The sequence below is a fragment of the Enterobacter sp. Res13-Sevr-PEC09-46 genome, from assembly GCF_015672585.1.
Classification (GTDB): domain Bacteria; phylum Pseudomonadota; class Gammaproteobacteria; order Enterobacterales; family Enterobacteriaceae; genus Enterobacter; species Enterobacter hormaechei_C.
This window is the reverse complement of the sequence record NZ_JADABR010000032.1, coordinates 1-21,277: the sequence shown is the minus strand read 5'-3', so window position 1 is coordinate 21,277 and position 21,277 is coordinate 1. Positions and strand designations below refer to the sequence as shown.

Genomic DNA, 21,277 nt, shown 5'->3' with positions numbered 1-21,277 from the left:
GTTTTGATTTTTTGTGCCGGCTAAAACGCGAACAATGTGAACCAGGTTGTAATTATTTTGTAAACACATTGCTAAAGGAAATGACATCAACTACAACCATATCATCACAAGTGGTCAGACCTCCTACAAGCAAGGGAGCTTTTCTTTATGATGATTTTGAGCATTCTCGCAACCGTTGTACTGCTCGGTGTGTTGTTCTATCACCGTGTCAGTTTATTCCTGAGTAGCCTGATTCTTCTGGCCTGGACGGCTGCACTTGGCGTCGCTGGCCTGTGGAATATCTGGGTCCTTGTTCCCCTGGCCATCATTTTGCTGCCGTTCAACCTGACGCCGATGCGTAAGTCGATGATCTCTGCGCCGGTGTTCAGGGGATTCCGTAAAGTGATGCCGCCGATGTCGCGTACAGAGAAAGAAGCGATTGACGCCGGTACGACCTGGTGGGAAGGCGATCTGTTCCAGGGCAACCCGGACTGGAAAAAGCTTCACAACTATCCGCAGCCGCGTCTGACCGCCGAAGAACAAGCCTTTATTGATGGTCCGGTAGAAGAAGCGTGCCGCATGGCAAACGACTTTGCCATCACTCACGAAATGGCCGACCTGCCGCCTGAGCTGTGGGCATACCTGAAAGAGCATCGCTTCTTCGCGATGATCATTAAGAAAGAGTACGGCGGTCTGGAATTCTCCGCTTACGCTCAGGCTCGCGTACTGCAAAAACTGGCGGGTGTCTCCGGGATCCTGGCGATCACCGTTGGCGTGCCAAACTCCTTAGGCCCGGGCGAGCTGTTACAGCATTACGGTACAGAAGAGCAGAAAGATCACTACCTGCCGCGTCTGGCGCGTGGTCAGGAAATTCCGTGCTTCGCGCTGACCAGCCCGGAGGCAGGCTCCGATGCCGGCGCAATTCCTGATACCGGCGTGGTTTGCATGGGCGAATGGCAGGGCCAGCAGGTGCTGGGCATGCGCCTGACCTGGAACAAACGTTATATCACCCTAGCACCTATCGCCACGGTGCTGGGCATGGCGTTCAAACTCTCTGACCCGGAAAAACTGCTGGGCGGTGAAGAAGAGCTGGGTATTACCTGTGCGCTGATCCCAACCTCAACCCCGGGCGTTGAAATTGGTCGCCGTCACTTCCCGCTGAACGTACCGTTCCAGAACGGTCCTACCCGCGGTCAGGATATCTTTGTCCCGATTGACTACATCATCGGTGGCCCGAAAATGGCCGGGCAGGGCTGGCGTATGCTGGTGGAATGTCTGTCTGTGGGCCGCGGCATTACCCTGCCGTCGAACTCAACAGGCGGTCTGAAATCGGTGGCGATGGGGATTGGGGCTTACGCGCATATCCGCCGTCAGTTCAAAATCTCCATCGGCAAGATGGAAGGTATCGAAGAGCCGCTGGCGCGTATTGCGGGCAATGCCTACGTGATGGACGCCGCAGCCTCGCTGATTACCTACGGCATTATGCTGGGCGAAAAACCCGCCGTGCTGTCGGCGATTGTGAAGTATCACTGTACCCACCGCGCACAGCAGTCAATTATTGATGCAATGGATATCGCAGGCGGTAAAGGTATCATGCTCGGCGAAGGCAACTTCCTGGCGCGCGGCTATCAGGGTGCGCCGATTGCCATCACCGTGGAAGGGGCAAACATCCTGACCCGCAGCATGATGATCTTCGGCCAGGGTGCGATTCGTTGCCATCCGTACGTGCTGGAAGAGATGGCTGCCGCGCAGAATAATGATGTGGATGCCTTCGACAAACTGCTGTTCAAACATATCGGTCACGTCGGCAGCAACAAGGTGCGCAGCTTCTGGCTGGGCCTGACGCGCGGGCTGACCAGCGCGACGCCAACCGGCGATGCGACCAAACGTTACTACCAGCACCTGAACCGTCTGAGCGCCAACCTGGCTCTGCTGTCTGACGTTTCCATGGCGGTGCTGGGCGGTAGCCTGAAGCGTCGCGAACGCATCTCCGCCCGTCTGGGTGATGTGCTGAGCCAGATCTTCCTGGCCTCTGCGGTGCTGAAACGCTACGACGATGAAGGCCGTCAGGAAGCGGATCTGCCGCTGGTGCACTGGGGCGTTCAGGATGCGATGTATCAGGCCGAACAGGCGATTGACGATCTGCTGGCGAACTTCCCGAACCGCTTCGTAGCGGGTGCCCTGCGCGCGGTGATTTTCCCGACCGGTCGTCATCACCTGGCGCCGTCCGACAAGCTGGATCACAAAGTGGCAAAAATCCTCCAGGTACCAAGCACAACCCGCTCTCGTATTGGTCGGGGTCAATATCTGGCACCTACCCCGCATAACCCGGTAGGTTTGCTGGAAGAGGCGCTGCTTGACGTGATGGCCGCCGACCCGATTCACCAGAAGATCTGCAAACAGCTGGGCAAAAACCTGCCGTTTACACGACTGGATGAGCTGGCAAAACAGGCGCTGGCGGGTGGCATCATCGACAACAGCGAAGCTGCGATTCTGGTGAAAGCCGAAGAGAGCCGTCTGCGCAGTATTAATGTGGATGATTTCGAACCTGAAGAGCTGGCGACACAGCCGGTAAAGCTGCCAGAGAAGCACCGCAAACCTGAAGCGGCATAAGGCCTTTTGCTCCCACAAACCCCGCCCCGCGCGGGGTTTTTTATTGCCACATTTTCTGGTAATGACGTGCTACAGTGTCAAAAAGTGTTTATTAAGGAGCCTGTATCGTGCCTGGTTTAAAGATTTCTGTTTTGCAGCAACCTTTAGTGTGGATGGACGGCCCCGCCAACCTTCGCCATTTTGATCGCCAGCTGGAAGAGATTACCGGACGCGATGTGATTGTCCTGCCGGAGATGTTTACCACAGGTTTCGCGATGGAGGCAGCAAAACAGTCCATGCCGCAGGACGAGGTGGTGGCCTGGATGCACGCCAGGGCGCAGGAAACAAATGCGCTGATTGCCGGTAGCGTCGCACTCCAGACCGGGCGCGGACCGGTCAACCGCTTCCTGCTGGTTGAGCCGGAAGGAAAAGTCCATTTCTACGATAAGCGCCACCTGTTCCGCATGGCGGATGAACATCAACATTATGAAGCCGGAAGCGAACGCGTGGTATTTGAATGGCGCGGCTGGCGTATTCTGCCGCTGGTCTGCTATGACCTGCGCTTCCCGGTGTGGTCGCGCAACCGCAACGATTATGACCTGGCGTTGTACGTCGCCAACTGGCCCGCCCCACGCTCCCTGCACTGGCAGGCTTTACTGACCGCGCGCGCGATTGAAAATCAGGCTTATGTCGTTGGCTGTAACCGCGTGGGAACGGACGGCAACGGGCATCACTATCGCGGTGACAGCCGGGTGATAAGTCCGCAGGGTGAGATTATTGCCACCGCCGAGCCGCATCAGGCAACACGAATTGACGCTGAGATCTCGTTAACGGCGTTAAAGGAGTATCGGGAGAAGTTTCCGGCCTGGCAGGATGCAGATCCGTTTAGCATTGGTTGAAAAAAAGCCGGGTGACGGCTGCGCCTTACCCGGCCTACAAAAAGCACAGCGTAGGCACGGTAAGCGCAGCGCCACCGGGCGTTAATTAACTCACCAGCGCCTGCCCGTCTTTGCGGCTTTCCGTCGCGGCCACGTAGTGCCCTTCCGGCATACGGTAAATCACTTGCGCACCGCCGAAGTTATAATCCTGAAGCGGATCTTCCACCACGATCTGATGCCCGCGCTCGCGCAGCGCCGCGATAGTATTGCGATCGAACGTTGATTCGACGATCACCTCCCTGCCCTGCACCACGCGCCAGCGCGGTGCATCGATTGCCGCCTGCGGGTTTTGCCCGTGCAGCATAATGCGCAGCGCCATCTGCATGTGCCCCTGCGCCTGCATCGGGCCGCCCATCACGCCGAAGGACATCAGCGGCTTGCCGTTGCCGTCCATCGCAAATCCCGGAATGATGGTGTGGAACGGGCGCTTGCTGCCCGCCAGCGCGTTCGGGTGCGCAGGATCCAGCACAAAGCCGCAGCCCCGGTTTTGCAGGCTGATCCCGGTATCCGGCACCACGATCCCTGAACCGAATCCCATATAGTTGGACTGAATAAACGAGACCATCATCCCACTCGCATCCGCGGTGCTGACGTAAACCGTCCCGCTCTGCGTCGGCGATCCGTACACAAAATCAGAGGCGCTATCGTGGTTGATAAGCGCGGCGCGCGACTTCAGGTAATGGTCACTCAGCAGCTCTTTTGCCGCGAACGCCATATGTTCTTCATCCGCAACGTAGCGGTCGAGATCCGCCAGCGCCAGCTTCATCGCCTCGATGGAGAGATGAAGAGACTGCACGGAATCCGGGTGATGCTTCTCAATGCCGCACTGCTCAAGAATGCCGAGCGCAATCAGCGTGGCGATCCCCTGACCGTTTGGCGGCAATTCCTGAACCGAGCCGCCCGCGAAGTCGCGCGACAGCAGGTCAACCCAGTCCACGCGGTGGTTTGCCAGATCCTCTGCCGTCAGATGCGCACCGTGTTCTTTGGCAAAGGCGGCAATTTTCTGCGCCAGCTCGCCGCGGTAAAACGCGTCACCGTTGGTTTTCGCAATCAGCTCCAGCGAGTTCGCCTGCGCCGGGTTACGGAAGATTTCCCCCACGCGCGGGGCGCGGCCTTCCGGCGCGAAGCAGGCGCTGAAGCCCGGCTGATCTTTCAGCTTGCTATAGCCTCGCTGCCAGAGATGACCAATCAGCGGCGAGACGGGAAAGCCGTTGCGCGCGTAGTCAATGGCAGGCTGCGCCAGCGTGGTCAGCGGCAGCGTGCCGAAGCGCTCCGCCAGCGCGACCCAGCCGGATACCGCTCCCGGCACGGTCACCGCGTCCCAGCCAATTTCCGGCACTGCGCTTTTTCCGGCAAACAGATCCGCATGCCAGCTGGCCGGCGAGCGGCCTGATGCGTTGAGGCCGTGAAGCTTTTCACCGTCCCAGACGATGGCAAAGGCGTCGCTGCCGATCCCGTTGCCGGTCGGCTCAACCACCGTCAGCGCCATCGCGGTGGCAATGGCTGCATCGACGGCATTGCCGCCCAGTTGCAGCATCTTCATCCCCGCCTGCGCCGCCAGCGGCTGCGACGTGGCAACCGCGTTATGGCCCAGCATCGGCGGGCGGCGTGAATCGTAACCGGACGTAAAATCAAGCGCTTTGGTCATCATGACTCCTTAGTCGTGGCGCGGATCGAGCGCATCGCGCAGCCCGTCGCCGAGTAGATTAAAGCCCTGCACGGCAAGGAAAATCGCCACGCCGGGAAAAACGGACATCCACGGAGCCTGCTCCAGAAACCCTTTCGCGGTGTTGAGCATGGAGCCCCAGGACGGATTTGGCGGCTGCTGTCCCAGCCCCAAAAACGACAGGCTGGCTTCGGCGATAATCGCCGAGGCGATCGCCAGCGTGGCCTGCACGAGGATCGGCGACATCACGTTTGGCAGGACGTATTTAATGATGATCCAGCGATCCGGCAGGCCAATCGCCCGCGCGCCGTCGATATACTCTTCGTTGCGAATGGCGATCACCTGGCCGCGCGTCAGCCGGGCGAAGATCGGCATTGCCGAGAGACCAATGGCGATCATCGCATTCGTCAGGCTTGGGCCCAAAAATGCCCCCAGCGCGATCGCCATGATCAGGAACGGACAGGCCAGCAAGGCCTCAATAAAGCGCGAGATCACGCCGTCCCACATCTTCTGGAAGTAGCCCGCCACCAGCCCCAGCGGCACGCCGATGACCACGGCAATAATGACCGACATACAGCCCGCCATCAGCGAGGTGCGCGCCCCCCAAATAATGCGGGATAAGATGTCACGCCCCAGCTCGTCGGTGCCGAACCAGTACATCGCCGACGGCGCTTTGCGCACCGCCAGGAAGTTGGCTTTGACCTGGTCGAAGGGGGCGATCCACGGCGCCAGCAGCGCCACCAGGACAAAAAAGCCCACCACAAGCGCGCCAATCACCGCGCTTTTATTGCCGAGAAATTTCTTCAGCACCCGGTTCTGCGCGCGCGGCAGCGTGGGGGCAACGGTTTGCGTCGTCAGTTCCGCCATGGTTAACCTCGCATTTTCGGGTTGATAAGGACGTAGAGCACGTCGGCCAGCAGATTGAGCATCAGGAAGCCGATCGCCACGATCAGCACCACGCCCTGCACCACCGCATAGTCACGATTGAACACCGAGTCGACGATCATTTTGCCAAAGCCCGGAATGGTGAAGACCTGCTCGGTCAGCACCGCGCCGCCCAGTAGCTCGCCGAACAGCAGCGTGGTGAGGGTGATTACAGGCACCAGCGCGTTGCGAAAGGCGTGCTTCAGGATCACTGCTTTCGGCAGCAGCCCCTTAGCGCGCGCGGTGCGGATGTAATCCGCTTTCAGCACCGCAATCATCGACGCACGGGTATGGCGCATCAGCGTCGCCGCCAGTCCGGTTCCGAGCACGGACGCGGGCAGCAGCAGCGTGCGCAGGTTCTGGATCGGATCTTCACTGAATGGCACATAACCGGACGCAGGTAACCATTGCAAGTTCACCGAAAAGACCAGAATCAGCAGGATCCCCAGCCAGAAGTGCGGAATTGATATCCCCGAGATCGCCACAAAGTTCGCCCCGTGATCGACCCAGCTGTTTTTATTCACCGCCGCAAGGATCCCCATGCTGATGCCAAACACCAGCGCGATGATCATCGCCAGCAGAGAGAGCTCCAGCGTGACCGGCAGCTTGCTGGCAATCAGCTGCGTGACCGGTTCATGCGTGCGCAAGGAGACGCCCAGATCGCCCTGCAGCGCGCGCGTCAGCCAATGGAAATACTGCACGGGGATCGGCGCATCCAGATTAAGCTCAGCACGCAGTTGGGCAATGACCGCCGGATCGCGCTCCTCCCCGGCCATGGCGATCAGCGGGTCGCCGGGCAGCAGCTTTTGCAGCCCGAACACCATCATGCTCACCAGCAATAGCGTCGGGACGGCCAGCAGCAGACGTTTGCAAATCAGTTCCAGCATGGGTTCTCCTCAGGACGTTTATTTTGCCAGCGTCAAACCGGCCAGACGCACGATGCCGTCCGGGTACGGCTTAAAGCCCTGCACGCTTTTGTTCAGGCCAAAAATGCGCGGCTCGAAGTAGAGGTAGGCAATCGGCATGTCGGTCTGGAGTTGCTTCACCACCTTGTCGTACAGCGGCTGGCGTGCGGCCTGGTCGGTGCTCTGACGCGCCTGAGTCAGCCATTCATCGATCTGCGCGTTACTGTAGCGGCCGTCGTTCAGGGTGCCTTTACTGTTGATAAAGCCGTAAATGCTGCCATCCGGATCCGGGCGCCCCGACCAGCCGGAGAAGCTCAACTGGTAGTCACCGCTCTGCTGGCGATCCAGCAGCGTGGCGAACTCGGTCATTTGCAGGTTCAGGTTAAAGCCCGCCTCTGCCACCATCGCCTGCAATACCTGTCCCACCTGCTGCGAGGTTGGGTTGTTTGGCACCAGCAGATTGACGCTCAGCGGCGTGGTCACACCGGCGGCTTTCAGCAGCGCTTTGGCTTTATCGACGTCGCGCGGCGGGACCGGCAGGTTAACGTGGTACGGGCTGACCGGTGAAAACGCCTGATTTGCCGGGGTGTAGAGCCCTTCAAAGACCACCTGGTTTAACGCATCGCGATCGATTGCCTGAGAAAACGCCTCGCGCACGCGGGCATCTTTGAACGGATCGTTGGCCGGCACCTTGCCGTTGTTAATATTGAAGGTGATCCCCTGATAGCCCAGACCGGTGACCTTCGCCAGCGCCAGCTTGCTGTCGGCTTCGACGGTTTTGACGTCGCTGGCGGCAATGCCCTCGGTCAGGTCAAGATCGCCCGCGCGCAGGTTCGCGAGACGCACGGAGGCATCCGGGATCGGCAGATAGATGATTTTGTCGAAGTGATAGGCGTCTTTGTTCCAGTAGTTGTCGAAGCGGGTCAGAACGATGCGGTCCTGCGACACGCGGCTGTCGAATTTGTATGGACCGGAGCAGACGGGATGGGCGGCAAAGTCAGGCTTTTTCGCCGCATCGGGTGCCATCATCGCGCCCGCGCGGTCGGTGAGCTGCATTAGCAGCGCGGCATCCGGTGTTTTCAGGTGCAGCGCAATCTGCATCGGGCCGGTGACCTCGACCGATTCAACGGATGAGATCTCGCTTTTACGCAAGGAGCCTTTGAGGGTCAGGGCGCGGTCGAGGTTGTATTTTGCCGCAGCGGCATCAAATTTTTCACCGTCGTGGAAGGTCACACCTTCGCGTAGATCCATAGTCAGCGTTTTGCCATCTTCGCTCCAGGCCCAGGATTTTGCCAGACCCGGCACCACTTTCAGGTGCTCGTCGACGTCCACCAGCCTGTCGCACAGGGAGGCAAACACGAAACGGCCATAGTAGGTGCGCGCCAGATGCGGGTCGAGCATATCCGGGTCGGCCCCCAGGCCGATCCGCAGCACGCTTTCAGAATGGGCGGGCAGCGCCGCGCCAAGCAACATAACACTTCCCAGTACGGTCAAAAGAGAATTACGCATTGTCATTATCATGAGTTCCTTGAAGGAAGGGAGGAGTGAGTGGCCGCGTGTTCAAATAGCGCGCGGCGGCGCAGAAAAGCGGCGGATGGCGGTGCGATCTGGATAACGCTGCGATCGCGATTGATCTCCTGCCAGCGATGGCAGGCAACCTGACGTCCGCCGTCGAGCACCTGATTAATCGGCTCGATCTGGCGGCATTCATCTGTAACGTAGGGGCAACGGGTGTGGAAACGGCAGCCGGACGGCGGGTTAGCCGGGTTCGGTAAATCACCCTGCAACAGCGGCGTATCCCGCGCTACGCCTGGCTGCATTTGCGGCGCTGAGGCAATCAACGCCTGGGTATAAGGATGCAACGGTGCGTCGAAGATGTCGTCGACGGTGGCCAGCTCGACGATTTGCCCAAGATACATTACCGCCACGCGGTCGCTCATATGACGGATAACCGCCAGCCCGTGGGCGACGATCACCATCGTTAGCCCCAACTGGTGCTTCAGGCTTTCCAGTAAATTAACCACCTGTGCCTGAACGGAAACGTCCAGCGCAGAAACCGGCTCATCACCCAGCAGCAGCTTTGGGCCTGACGCCAGCGCGCGCGCAATGCCGATACGCTGACGCTGCCCGCCGGAAAATTCGTGTGGATAACGCCCGGCCCAGGCCGCGGGCAAGCCGACCGTCCTGAGTAGCTCGGAGACGCGGTACTGGCGATCCGTTTTTTTCATGTTCTGGTGCAGCCACAGCGGCTCACCGACAATTTGCTCCACCGTCATGCGCGGGTTCAGCGAAGCGAAGGGATCCTGAAAGATGATCTGTAGCTCACGCCGGAGCTGGTTCAGACGGGCGCCCGAGGCGTGGGTGATCTCCTCACCCTGATAAAATACCCGCCCTTCGCTGGCGCCCAGCAGGCGCAGCAGCAGACGACCAAGGGTGGATTTCCCGGAACCCGACTCGCCGACAATTGCCAGCGTTTCGCCAGGCATCACCGACATCGAAACTCGGTCGACAGCGGTGACAAAGCGGGCCGGCGTAAACAGTTTTTTCGGGCCGGGGAAAAGCTTGCTCAGATCGCGGGCTTCAAGAATGGGCATAGTCATGCGGTCTCTCCCAGGGCAATGTGGTGTTCGAGCGGCACGCGGAAGCAGGCAACCTGATGGCCCGTACTGAGCGTAGTGAGCGGTGGTTTTTCAGCATGACAGCGCGTCTGCGCGAAGGGACATCGGGTGGCAAAGCGGCAGCCTTGAGGCATGGATTCCGGCAGCGGGACCGATCCGGGAATAGTTGATAGCTGGCCTTTACGCGCCCCCATAGAAGGAAGGGAACCCATAAGGCCAATGGTATAGGGGTGCTGCGGATCGGCAAACAGGGCTTCAACACTCCCCTGCTCCACTAGCTGTCCGGCATACATCACCGCCACCTGCTGCGCGACTTCAGCCACCACGCCTAAATCGTGGGTGATCATCAGCACCGCCGTGCCCGTTTCTTCTTTTAAAGTATTGAGCAGGGAGAGAATTTGCGCCTGAATGGTCACGTCCAGAGCGGTAGTGGGTTCGTCAGCAATGAGTAGTTTGGGATGGTTTATCAGCGCCATCGCTATCATCACGCGCTGGCGCATACCGCCGGAAAGCTGATGCGGGTAAGCCTTAAGGCGCATCTCTGCGGCCGGGATCTGCACCTTCTCCAGGATCTGTAGCGCAACCGTCATCGCCTCAGCCCGGGAGATCGTTTGATGGCGCATCACCGCTTCACTGAGCTGATCGCCAAGCGTGAAGGCCGGGTTGAGCGAGGTCATGGGCTCCTGGAATATCATCGCCAGCTCGCTGCCGCGCAGATCGGCATACTCCCGCGGCGAGAGCTTGCGCAGATCCTGGCGGCGGAAATTCATCTCCCCGCTGACGATCCGGGCGCTGGCAGGTAATAACCCCATCAGCGCCAGGGAAGTGATGCTTTTACCGCAGCCGGACTCGCCTACCAGCGCCAGCGTTTCTCCCGCCCTGACCGTCAGCGAGATATCGTCGAGCACGCTCACCGGCGAGCCCGCGAATTTAACGTTGAGGTTTTGCAGCCGCAGTACGGGCGTGGAGTCCTTAAAGGGTATCGTCGTCATAGCGTGGAATCGTCCTCAAGGTGGATAGCCTGAATCAGGGCGGTTTGCAGGCTGAGCAGGTGTTCGCGCATGGCGGCAGCTGCTTCGTTAGGCTGGCGATGAATAATCGCTGACATGATTTTGTGATGGTGGTCGTTGTAGCTATCGACACGTTCAGGGGTGCGGGCAAGTTCGCGTAAATGCTGCCAGCCAGGCTCCCGGCGGACGGCATCTATCGCATCAAAAAGCCCAAGCATCAGGCGGTTACCTGCTGCCTCCGCAATGGCGCGGTGGAAGGCGCTATCCCACAGTTCGTTGAGATCGCGGTCATCCGGGCTGACCTTATTAATGCGTTCCAGCATACGCTGCATGAGCGCGAGGTTTTCCCTGGTGGCACGCAGTGCCGCAAGTCGGGCTAAGCCGGGTTCGAGCTGTAGTCGAGCTTCCATGACTTCCAGCAGGTTGGTTTGCTGAACCAATCCCTGAAGCGCCAACGGCTCAACCGGGGCAGATGGACCAATGAAGGTACCCTTGCCCTGCTTGCGCCAGATACGCCCTTCCTCTTCCAGCACGTCCAGCGCGCGACGCACTTCACGTCGGCCTACGCCGAGAGTGTCCGACAGCTCACGTTCAGTGGGCAGCGGAATGCCTGGTGTTGACTCGTGCTGGTTGATAAGCCCGCGCAGCTGCTCAAGCGCGGTACTGGAATTAGCTAAAAACCGTGAAGGCTTTTCCATATTGGTTCGCTCGCTTTCATCATTGCTTTATTTTTATTAATAATAAGTTATTGATATGACGCAGAACTTAACGTGCTAATGATTAAGCAATTAACGAACCAATAGCGTATTGGTTCATTGATTTTCTGAAAAATGATCGGTAACCGAATGATTTCCTACCAATTATTTTACATAATTATTACATAAGAAGATGGGCGCGAAGGTAAGGTCGGGCAAAAAATGCACAAAAACAGTGCAAATAATGCACTAAAATCGTGCAATTGTTAATAAAATGCACCTTATTTATTAACTTTTAGTTAATGGAAATAAAAAGAGGAATAAACAATATTCGAGGGACTATAAAACGACGAAAGCCTGAATCATTTCTGACTCAGGCTTTCTGAATAGTGGCGGAACGGACGGGACTCGAACCCGCGACCCCCTGCGTGACAGGCAGGTATTCTAACCGACTGAACTACCGCTCCACTGTTCCCGTTTGGGGAACGAGGCGAATATTACGGTTTGCCTCTGAACTCGTCAACGCTTTTTCTCAGGTTTTGAATCGTTTGCTGCAAAATTCACCCAAACGGTGATTTAACAAACGTTTCAGCACATTTTCACGTGCGCCACAGACAGCTTCCGCCCTTCTTCTGCACTAAATCGAGACGAGATTCATGGTTCATCAGTTCTTCATCACTGGCTAAAACAACCCGCAGGCGATTCGCCTGACGCACAATGCGCTGAATTCCCCCTTCATCCCGCGTCTGCTGGGATTCATTTTCCATACTGAATTTCATCGACGTTTGCCCGCCGGTCATGGTCAGGTAGACATCGGCCAGGATCTGGGCATCGAGCAACGCGCCGTGCAGCGTTCGCTTGGTGTTGTCTATCTCATAGCGAGAGCACAGGGCATCAAGGCTGTTACGCTTGCCGGGGAACATCTTCCTTGCCAGCGCCAGGCTATCCGTGACTTTACAGAACGTATTCGTCTTCGGAATATCACGGTTGAGCTTGCTGAACTCATAGTCCATAAAGCCGATATCGAACGACGCGTTATGAATGACAAGTTCCGCACCTCTGATGTAGTCGAGAAATTCATCTGCGACGTCGGCAAAGGTGGGCTTATCCAGCAAAAACTCATCGGCAATTCCGTGAACGCCGAACGCTTCCGGGTCCACCAGCCGATCGGGTTTAAGGTAAACGTGGAAGTTGTTGCCCGTAAGGCGACGGTTCACCACTTCAACGGCACCAATCTCAATGATTTTGTGCCCTTCGTAGTGGGCGCCAATCTGGTTCATACCGGTGGTTTCGGTATCAAGAACAATCTGGCGAGTAATTGCAGTGCTCATAGCGGTCATTTATGTCAGACTTATCGTTTTACTGAACGTTTCAAATACAGGAAGTCTACCAGAGATGCGTAAACAGGTAGAAATTTTCACCGATGGATCTTGTCTCGGTAACCCAGGGCCCGGCGGCTATGGCGCCATTATGCGCTATCGCCAGCATGAAAAAACATTTAGTGAAGGCTATTTCCTGACCACCAACAACCGCATGGAGTTGATGGCGGCCATCGTGGCGCTGGAAGCGTTAAAAGAACATTGTGACGTGGTGCTGAGTACCGACAGCCAGTATGTCCGCCAGGGCATTACCCAATGGATCCACAACTGGAAAAAGCGGGGCTGGAAAACGGCAGAGAAAAAACCCGTCAAGAATGTCGATCTCTGGAAGCGTCTTGATGCCGCCCTCGGTCAGCACGAAATCAAATGGGAGTGGGTAAAGGGGCACGCCGGTCATCCTGAAAACGAACGCTGTGACGAGCTGGCTCGCGCGGCGGCATCCAACCCGACCCATGAGGATGCAGGTTATCAACCTGAATCCTGATCACGGTTTTTTGTACTGCCGCGTGGCCCCCACGGTCTGGCGGATCCGCGTTTTTGATTTGCTTTGCTTCATCGGGTTGAGCGTAAGGGGGATCATCCTCTTACGCGCGACAATAAATTGCATGCAGCCCAGCGCGGGTAAATGGGTGCTTAATAAGACCCCGCCTTTACGCGTCCAGGGGATGACCTGAAAACCCCCGTAGCTTAGCACTTCGAAATTTAACAGTGAAAGCCAGTCCAGCTGGCGCATCATGGTAAACATCCTGCTGTTATAAGGCGGCGTGCGACGCAGAACGGGCGTCAGTTTACGTAGCCCCATCAGACTCAGCGGATTAAAACCGCTCAGGATCAGCCAGCCGTCATCAATCAAAACGCGGTCGGCTTCCCGCAGCAGACGATGGGGATCGCTGCACCAGGGCAGCGTGTGGGCGAGCAGACAGGCATCAATGGATTTTTCCGCAAACGGCAAATGCAGCGGATCCGCTTTCACCTGAACCGGGGAGCCATTAAGCGATACGCTGACCTGATGCGAGATAGCGCAGCTTTCGGTATTGATTTCTGCGCTCAGATTGCCAATCTTAAGCAGGTGAAAACCATACATTTTCGCGAGCCAGGGTTTAAGCTGAAGTTCTAAGGCCTCGCGATAATATTCACCCCAGGGCAACTCTGCCCAACGTTCCGGTGGTGCGACAGTCTGAGGTATCCTTGCCGGTTTCATCAAAACACCCGCCACGCTATAAGAGGTAATGCATGAATCTTATCAGTATTTCCGCCTTTCAGGACAATTACATCTGGGTTTTAGTCGACGACGATCGCAGATGCATCATTGTTGATCCAGGCGAATCCGCACCGATCCTGCACGCGATTAAAGAAAACGGCTGGCAGCCGGAGGCGATCCTCCTTACCCATCACCATCACGATCATGTCGGCGGTGTTCCCGATCTCCTTGCACGCTATCCCCATCTACCCGTCTACGGACCAGCAGAGACACAGGATAAGGGTACGACGCAAGTTGTTGAAGAAGGCGAAAGTATCCTCATCCTCGGGTGGGAGTTTTCCGTATTTGCTACGCCAGGTCACACTTCCGGTCATCTCTGTTTCTACAGCAAACCTTATCTGTTTTGTGGCGACACGCTGTTTTCTGGCGGCTGTGGAAGGCTGTTTGAAGGCACGCCAGAACAGATGTATCAATCTTTACAAAAAATTAATGCGCTGCCAGCCGACACCGTAATTTGTTGCGCACATGAGTATACATTAGGGAATATGAAGTTTGCTGCAAGCGTGCTGCCTGAGGATCGGGCGATTCAGGATTATTACCAGAAAGTGAAGGAGTTACGTGCAAAAAACCAAAAAACACTCCCCGTAATTCTGAAAAATGAGCGACAAATAAATTTATTTTTAAGAACTGATGATGTTGATTTAATTAATAAAATTAATCAAGAAACAAATTTGTTACAACCTGAAGCGCGATTTGCATGGTTAAGGTCAAAGAAAGATAACTTCAGATAATTGCGGGTTGCCTTTTCAAAATTTCGCCGTTATCATCGCTCGTCTTTTAAGCAACTATTGACACACACATGAAGGCAAAAGCGATATTACTCGCCTCTGTCCTGCTTGTAGGTTGCCAGTCACAAAACGGCAGCAACGTACAACAGCACGCACAGAGCCTTTCTGCGGCTGGTCAAGGGGAAGCAGGGAAGTTTACGAGTCAGGCGCGATGGTTGGACGATGGGACATCCTTCGCGCAGGAACAAGACTTGTGGGCCTCTATTGGCGACGAGCTAAAGATGGGAATTCCGGAAAACAGCCGGATTCGCGAACAGAAACAGAAGTATTTGAGAAATAAGAGCTATCTCCACGATGTAACATTACGGGCAGAGCCGTATATGTACTGGATAGCCGGGCAAGTTAAGAAACGTAACATGCCTATGGAACTGGTACTACTACCCATAGTGGAGAGCGCTTTTGACCCGCACGCGACGTCTGGCGCCAATGCAGCAGGCATCTGGCAGATCATTCCGAGCACAGGGCGAAATTATGGTTTAAAGCAGACCCGCAACTACGATGCGCGTCGTGATGTTGTCGCTTCAACGACAGCCGCTCTCGACATGATGCAACGTCTGAACAAGATGTTTGACGGCGACTGGTTATTGACCGTCGCGGCGTATAACAGTGGTGAAGGTCGTGTACTGAAGGCAATGAAAGCGAATAAAGCGCGTGGAAAATCCACAGACTTCTGGTCGCTCTCACTGCCACAGGAAACAAAGATTTACGTACCGAAAATGCTGGCACTGGGCGATATTCTCAAGAACAGCAAACGTTACGGTGTACAACTGCCAACACCAGACGAAAGTCGTGCACTGGCGCGTGTCCGCCTCAGCAGCCCGGTTGATATTCAACAGGTTGCAGATATGACGGGTATGTCGGTAAGTAAGCTTAAAACCTTTAATGCAGGTGTTAAAGGCTCCACGCTGGGCGCTAGTGGCCCTGGCTATGTGATGGTTCCGCAGAAACATGCGGAACAGTTACGAGAGTCTTTGGCTTCGGGTGAAATTGCAGCCGTTCAGTCCACGCTGATCGCTGATACGTCGCCTGTAAGCAGCCGCAGCTATAAGGTGCGTTCAGGTGATACGCTTTCAGGTATTGCATCACGTCTTGGCGTGAATGCGAAAGATCTCCAGCAGTGGAATAATCTGCGCGGATCTGGTCTGAAAGTGGGTCAAACGCTGACCGTAGGTGCAGGTAGCAGCGCACAGCGTCTCGCTAAAAACAGCGATAGCATTACCTATCGCGTACGTAAAGGCGACTCGCTGTCCAGTATTGCTAAGCGTCACGGCGTAAACATCAAAGATGTGATGCGCTGGAACAACGATACTGACAACCTGCAACCTGGCGACCAGCTGACGTTGTTTGTGAAAAACAGCGCTACGCCAGATTCCTGATAGTACGATCGCTTGTTAAAAAGGCACCGATTCCCCTCGGTGCCTTTTTTATTTATCCCGCTTTTTGCGCTTCAGCCATAATGGTGTCGCTGGTAAACGAACCATCGTCATGCAGTTCAAAGTACGCCTTCACGTCAGCAGAGGCGCTCTCCTGATACAATCGGATCGCCTGAGTCAATGCCTCGGGTGTGCGCATCCGTGCAATCCATGATGTGAACTCCAGCGGCAAACGGTCGGTTATCAATGAGCGTGAAATCAAGCCGGCTTCGGTGATAAACGTAAGCCACTCTCCACTGGAGTAGTTTTGCACGTGCGAGGTATCACGCAGCGCTTCAACCGTCTGGAGCCAGATATTTCGTACCGGATGTCCGGGAGACATCACGTCCATGATGATGAAGATTCCGCCCGGTATGAGCACGCGTTTCACTTCCCGTAATGCCTGCCCCACATCATGCCAGTGGTGTGCAGAGTAACGGCTAATCACAACCTCAAACGACGCATCCTCAAAGGGTAAAGATTCAGCGTAGCCCTGGCGCGTCGTGACGTTATTCAGCCCTTTCGCTTTCGCCGCTTCAGCAACCACATCCAGCATCTGGCTCGATAAGTCATATGCCGTCACCTGAGCAACCTGCTGTGCGGCGGTAAAACTGGCGTGCCCCGCCCCGCAGCCTAAGTCCAGCACGTGCGCGTCAGGAAACGCGGCGAGCCGTTCGCCGAGACGTACCAGATCGCGGCCAGAGGCGTGCACGGCGCTGCTCAGGTAGGCACTTGCCTGAGAACCAAACTGTTTTTCGACGTTGTCATGATGGGAGTGTGTTGTTGTCATGTTGCTGTCCTTTTATGGGTTAAAAAATAAAGGGCAGCACCCGCACAGGCCTGCCCCACGGCAGACCTGACGCACCATTATTTATCAGGTTTGCCGGGACTGAATTCAACTAGTAGAGGATTATGATCGGAGGCGCGCGTCACCAGAACGGAGGCGTCGTGCACGCTTAAACCCCGATAGAAGACAAAATCGAGAGGACGACCAAACGCTTTCTTGCGCTGGTCATCGTTAAAACGAACTTCACGCAGCGACATTTCACGCGCGAAGCGGTACAACGCGTTCATACGTGGACGGCTCCAGGCATTGAAGTCCCCGGCCATAATGATCGGCCCACTGTGATGAGCAATCTGATCGCCAATGGGTAGTAACTGCTTACTGTACACATCAACACCCAGGCTGAAGTTCACCGCATGAATGTTTACCACCATCAGCAGACGGGTGTCGGGCAACGGATAGACCGTGACCAGCGCCGATTTTGCCAGACGCAGGATTGGCTCACGTTCACGCAGCGGGCAGCAATAGACCGGATGTGCGGCTGAAAGGGTCATCACCCCAGAAGGATGCTGTGGCAGAACAAAGGCAGGCACCTGATCGGCTGCAAGATAGTTTGTCGTTGCAAACCTGACCAGCTCAGGCGTGGTTTGCGCCTCCTGTAACAGAACCAGATGCGCATCTTTACCAAAATTTTTAAGTACGGATAACCACTCCGCACGCTGTTGTTTAAAGATGTTCCACACCAGTACGCGAATTTTTTCGTCACTGCTTAATGGCGTGCCCGCTGGTAATGCCTGACCCAGGCTCGCAAACGACCCCGGAGGCAAGATCCTCTCCGCGGGCATTCCGGCAACATAACGCATGGCATAGGTATTTTTTCGCACTTTTGGAAACGACCTCTGTAACATGAACCAGCCCGGAAAACGGACTGGTTCTAATGTTATAGGGATTTTAGGTCACACTTTCAACGCAATTACTGAGAAACCGCTTTCCAGTTTTGTAAGCAAGCACTTACTGATACTTATCCAAGCGCGATACGAGCGGGTTTATCAAGCCGTCCACTCAGACCAATAAGCAGGAAAGCGACAAGCACAATTACCGCACCAATCCATGGCGTTTGGGTTAATCCAACGTGTTCAACCGTCTGCCCGCCGATAACCGATCCGAGTGCGATACCGATATTGAATGCGGCGATATTCAGGCCGGAGGCGACATCCACCGCATTGGGCGTATAGCGTTCGGCTTTCTGTACAACATAGACCTGCAATCCCGGTACGTTACCAAACGCGAATATTCCCATAACCAACACAGTTACCAGCGCAGCGTATTGTATCGACGCGGTGAACTGGAAAATCATCAGGAGGAAAACCAGCGCGGCGAAGATAAATTTTAGCGCCGGTACCGCACCATGCTTATCTGCAAGCTTGCCGCCCCAGATATTGCCGATTGCGACGGAGATACCGTAGCCCAGTAAAATCCAGCTCACTGCGCCCGGAGAAAAACCAGCCAGCTCCTGCATCATCGGTGCAAGGAAAGTGAACGCAGTGAACACACCTCCATAACCCAGAGCCGTAACGGCATAGATCAGCAGCAGGCGCGGGTGTGTCAGAACCTTAACCTGATCGCTCAGGCTGGCGCTCGCGCGCCCCGGAATACTGGAGGGCACCAGTAGCAGGCTGGCTACCAGAGCAATCACGCCCAACAGCGATACCGCGAGGAAGGTTTCTCGCCAGCCAAAATGTTGCCCAATAAACGTTCCTAACGGCACGCCGGTGACCAGCGCGACGGTTAAGCCGCCAAACATAATCGCAATGGCTGACGCCGCTTTCTCTTTTGGCACCAGGCTGGTTGCAATCGTGGAACCGATGGAGAAGAAGACACCGTGCGCGAGGCCAGTCAGCAAACGGGCAATGACCAGGGTAGTGTAGTCCGGAGCCTGCCACGCCAGAATATTGCCGGCGGTGAAGAGCACCATCAGGGCAACTAACAGTTGTTTACGTGGAAAGCGTCCAGTCAGTGCGGTCAGCACAGGCGCCCCAACAGCGACGCCTAACGCGTAAATAGATACCAGCAGCCCGGCAGAAGGCAGCGAAATGGCGAGTTGTTCAGCAATAGTGGGAACAAGTCCTACAATAACAAATTCGGTCGTGCCAATTGCGAAGGCACTGATCGTCAGGGCAAGAAGCGCAAGTGGCATAAATACTCCGTCTCTTCAGGATTAAGATGACAGGCAGTATGCGCCAGTGTTTAAATAACAAAAATGGTTAGAATCTCAATAGAATTTTGCGGATGATGCAATAATGAAAGCCACATCGGAAGAACTGACTATCTTTGTTGCCGTTGTTGAAAGCGGCAGCTTCAGCCGTGCGGCCGAACAGCTCGGGCAGGCGAACTCCGCCATCAGCCGCTCGGTGAAAAAGCTGGAGATGAAGCTCGGGGTAAGTCTGCTCAACAGAACAACGCGGCAGCTCAGCCTGACGGAAGAAGGTGAACGTTATTTTCGCCGCGTACAATCCGTTTTGCAGGAGATGGCGGCAGCTGAGACGGAAATAATGGAGTCGCGTAGCACTCCGCGTGGATTGCTACGCATTGATGCGGCGACGCCGGTCGTGCTTCATTTTCTGATGCCGTTAATCAAGCCATTCCGGGAACGTTATCCGGAGATGACTCTGTCCCTGGTCTCTTCAGAGACGTTTATTAACCTGATTGAGCGTAAAGTTGATGTGGCGATCCGCGCGGGAACCCTGACGGATTCAAGTTTACGCGCTCGCCCACTGTTCACCAGCTACCGCAAAATTATCGCGTCACCGCAATATATTGCAGAGCATGGCAAACCGGAGACCGTTGAGGAGCTGAAGCAGCACCTGTGCCTGGGCTTTACGGAACCTGTCTCGCTGAACACCTGGCCCGTGGCCTGTCATGACGGACAACTTCATGAGATCACTTGCGGACTTTCGTCTAATAGCGGAGAAACGCTGAAACAGCTTTGTCTTGAAGGAAATGGGATCGCCTGTTTATCAGACTATATGATTGATAATGAAATAGCTGCGGGTCAGCTTGTAGAACTGATGGCTGACAAACGCTTACCTGTAGAGATGCCTTTTAGCGCAGTGTATTACAGTGACAGAGCGGTAAGTACGCGCATACGCGCTTTTATCGACTTCCTTAGCGAACATATAAAAACAGCTCCCGGAGGAGCTGTGTGAGGGTTTAAGGGTACAGAGGGAGGGCGTTTATTAGTCCCAGTCTGGAGCTAACCCTTCCGGGCTGACCAGACGATCGTTGCATTCCAGTGCAGCGATCGCGTTGTTATCTTCATCATCAAGCTGGAGATCCAGCGCTAACAGGTTACTTGCCAGGTTTTCACGTTTGGTTGAAGACGGGATCACGGCATAGCCCTCACCCATCGCCCATGCCAGAATGACCTGCGCAGCAGTCGCGTTATGTTTCTCAGCGATACGCGTAATCACTTCATCTTTCAGTGCCTTACCATAGGCCAGCGTCATGTACGAGGTGATGTGAATACCATGCTGTTTCGCCCAGTCCACGACTTTGCGGTTTTGCAGGTAAGGAGAGAGTTCAATCTGGTTGGTGGCAATATTTTCTTTACCCACTGCGGCGATGGCCCTTTCCATCAACGGGATGGTGAAGTTAGAGATGCCAATTTCACGCGTTAAGCCCTGCTCTTTCGCTTCCAGCAGCGCCTGCATGAACTCCTCCACAGAGACGGCATCGTCAGGAGATGGCCAGTGGATCAGCGTCAGATCAACATAGTCAGTACGCAGCTTTTTCAGGCTTTCCTTCAGGCTTGGGATCAGCTTGTCTTTGCTGAGATTCTCAATCCAGATTTTAGTGGTGATGAAAAGTTCGTCGCGCGGTACGCCGCTCTCTTCGATGGCCTGGCCTACGGCAGCTTCGTTATCATAAATCTGCGCCGTATCAATAGCCCGATAGCCCAACTCAAGTGCGGTTTTAACAGATGCGATAACAACGTCGTCTTTCAGGCGGAAAGTGCCCAGACCCAGTGCAGGGATAGTCATATGATTCCTCAATCGTTATGTTCATAAACTGAGGAGAATTATCGCTGTAGTTGTTATGCCGAAAAAGATCGTGAACCGCAGAGGATTTTTGCTAATTTCGCAACAATCAAACGACAGATAAGAAAAAAGCCCTGAGCTAACGCTCAGGGCTTTTAATAAGTGGCGGAACGGACGGGACTCGAACCCGCGACCCCCTGCGTGACAGGCAGGTATTCTAACCGACTGAACTACCGCTCCACCGAATACTTCTGTAACCACCGGATTAATGCACCGGCTTACTACTTAA

At 55.4% G+C, this 21,277-nt stretch carries 19 protein-coding genes and 2 tRNA genes; 6 read left to right on the top strand and 15 right to left on the bottom strand.

The window, feature by feature from the left end; translation table 11 throughout:
* Positions 1-147: 147 nt before the first annotated feature.
* Together fadE and IMQ56_RS19895 are read left to right on the top strand one after the other, a co-directional pair.
* Positions 148-2,592, top strand: coding sequence for an acyl-CoA dehydrogenase FadE (gene fadE, locus IMQ56_RS19900; protein WP_196064127.1), 2,445 nt, complete (start codon positions 148-150; stop codon positions 2,590-2,592).
* 107 nt (positions 2,593-2,699) lie between these two features.
* Entirely contained in the window at positions 2,700-3,470 is a 771-nt protein-coding gene (locus IMQ56_RS19895; protein ID WP_017383119.1) for an amidohydrolase, read from the top strand.
* Between the two features lie 85 nt (positions 3,471-3,555).
* Here the strand turns inward: IMQ56_RS19895 and IMQ56_RS19890 are convergent, their stop codons facing one another.
* The 9 genes from IMQ56_RS19890 to dnaQ form a co-directional block, all read right to left on the bottom strand.
* Complete coding sequence (locus IMQ56_RS19890) at positions 3,556-5,157, bottom strand: gamma-glutamyltransferase family protein (RefSeq protein ID WP_023303117.1); 1,602 nt, start codon at positions 5,155-5,157, stop codon at positions 3,556-3,558.
* 9 nt (positions 5,158-5,166) lie between these two features.
* On the bottom strand, positions 5,167-6,042 hold the full coding sequence (locus IMQ56_RS19885; RefSeq protein WP_196064126.1) for an ABC transporter permease: 876 nt from the start codon (positions 6,040-6,042) through the stop codon (positions 5,167-5,169).
* A 2-nt stretch (positions 6,043-6,044) separates the two neighbouring features.
* Positions 6,045-6,986 (bottom strand): ABC transporter permease, encoded by a 942-nt coding sequence (locus IMQ56_RS19880; protein ID WP_015571382.1) that lies wholly within the window; start codon positions 6,984-6,986, stop codon positions 6,045-6,047.
* Positions 6,987-7,004: 18 nt separating this feature from the next.
* Entirely contained in the window at positions 7,005-8,519 is a 1,515-nt protein-coding gene (locus IMQ56_RS19875) for an ABC transporter substrate-binding protein (protein WP_072204272.1), read from the bottom strand.
* 2 nt (positions 8,520-8,521) lie between these two features.
* Positions 8,522-9,604: an oligopeptide/dipeptide ABC transporter ATP-binding protein gene (locus IMQ56_RS19870; protein WP_032652644.1), complete on the bottom strand. Its 1,083-nt coding sequence runs from the start codon at positions 9,602-9,604 to the stop codon at positions 8,522-8,524.
* Positions 9,601-10,614, bottom strand: a complete 1,014-nt coding sequence (locus tag IMQ56_RS19865) for an ABC transporter ATP-binding protein (protein ID WP_032652642.1) — start codon at positions 10,612-10,614, stop codon at positions 9,601-9,603. The genes IMQ56_RS19870 and IMQ56_RS19865 overlap by 4 nt, the downstream gene beginning before the upstream one ends.
* Positions 10,611-11,330, bottom strand: a complete 720-nt coding sequence (locus IMQ56_RS19860; RefSeq protein WP_015571386.1) for an FCD domain-containing protein — start codon at positions 11,328-11,330, stop codon at positions 10,611-10,613. Before IMQ56_RS19860 ends, IMQ56_RS19865 begins: the two co-directional genes overlap by 4 nt.
* A 387-nt stretch (positions 11,331-11,717) precedes the next feature.
* A tRNA-Asp gene (locus IMQ56_RS19855) sits at positions 11,718-11,794 on the bottom strand.
* A gap of 132 nt (positions 11,795-11,926) precedes the next feature.
* Positions 11,927-12,658, bottom strand: a complete 732-nt coding sequence (dnaQ, locus tag IMQ56_RS19850; protein ID WP_003863237.1) for a DNA polymerase III subunit epsilon — start codon at positions 12,656-12,658, stop codon at positions 11,927-11,929.
* On the opposite strand from dnaQ, the gene rnhA reads away from it, so the two are divergent.
* Positions 12,612-13,190, top strand: coding sequence for a ribonuclease HI (gene rnhA, locus IMQ56_RS19845; protein ID WP_160840538.1), 579 nt, complete (start codon positions 12,612-12,614; stop codon positions 13,188-13,190). The two genes, dnaQ and rnhA, sit on opposite strands and share 47 nt — an antisense overlap.
* On the opposite strand, the gene IMQ56_RS19840 is transcribed toward rnhA, so the two are convergent.
* A complete protein-coding gene (locus IMQ56_RS19840) occupies positions 13,191-13,907 on the bottom strand; it encodes a class I SAM-dependent methyltransferase (RefSeq protein ID WP_196064125.1) in 717 nt (238 codons plus the stop codon).
* Between the two features lie 32 nt (positions 13,908-13,939).
* Here IMQ56_RS19840 and gloB point away from each other — a divergent pair, with 32 nt between their 5' ends.
* Together gloB and mltD are read left to right on the top strand one after the other, a co-directional pair.
* Positions 13,940-14,698: a hydroxyacylglutathione hydrolase gene (gloB, locus tag IMQ56_RS19835; RefSeq protein ID WP_032102816.1), complete on the top strand. Its 759-nt coding sequence runs from the start codon at positions 13,940-13,942 to the stop codon at positions 14,696-14,698.
* Positions 14,699-14,766: 68 nt separating this feature from the next.
* A complete protein-coding gene (gene mltD, locus IMQ56_RS19830) occupies positions 14,767-16,131 on the top strand; it encodes a murein transglycosylase D (RefSeq protein WP_032671409.1) in 1,365 nt (454 codons plus the stop codon).
* 52 nt (positions 16,132-16,183) lie between these two features.
* Here the strand turns inward: mltD and IMQ56_RS19825 are convergent, their stop codons facing one another.
* From IMQ56_RS19825 to IMQ56_RS19815, 3 genes are all read right to left on the bottom strand, one after another.
* Positions 16,184-16,957 carry a class I SAM-dependent methyltransferase gene (locus tag IMQ56_RS19825; protein WP_196064124.1) on the bottom strand — a complete coding sequence of 258 codons (774 nt, stop codon included), beginning with the start codon at positions 16,955-16,957 and terminating at the stop codon, positions 16,184-16,186.
* A gap of 77 nt (positions 16,958-17,034) precedes the next feature.
* Positions 17,035-17,835: an endonuclease/exonuclease/phosphatase family protein gene (locus tag IMQ56_RS19820; protein WP_026080641.1), complete on the bottom strand. Its 801-nt coding sequence runs from the start codon at positions 17,833-17,835 to the stop codon at positions 17,035-17,037.
* A 137-nt stretch (positions 17,836-17,972) separates the two neighbouring features.
* Positions 17,973-19,148 carry an MFS transporter gene (locus IMQ56_RS19815; RefSeq protein WP_047365254.1) on the bottom strand — a complete coding sequence of 392 codons (1,176 nt, stop codon included), beginning with the start codon at positions 19,146-19,148 and terminating at the stop codon, positions 17,973-17,975.
* 103 nt (positions 19,149-19,251) lie between these two features.
* On the opposite strand from IMQ56_RS19815, the gene yafC reads away from it, so the two are divergent.
* Positions 19,252-20,157, top strand: a complete 906-nt coding sequence (yafC, locus tag IMQ56_RS19810) for a DNA-binding transcriptional regulator YafC (protein ID WP_045327840.1) — start codon at positions 19,252-19,254, stop codon at positions 20,155-20,157.
* A 30-nt stretch (positions 20,158-20,187) separates the two neighbouring features.
* On the opposite strand, the gene dkgB is transcribed toward yafC, so the two are convergent.
* Entirely contained in the window at positions 20,188-20,991 is an 804-nt protein-coding gene (gene dkgB / locus IMQ56_RS19805) for a 2,5-didehydrogluconate reductase DkgB (protein ID WP_060580217.1), read from the bottom strand.
* Between the two features lie 160 nt (positions 20,992-21,151).
* Positions 21,152-21,228: transfer RNA gene (locus IMQ56_RS19800), tRNA-Asp, on the bottom strand.
* Positions 21,229-21,277 lie beyond the last annotated feature (49 nt).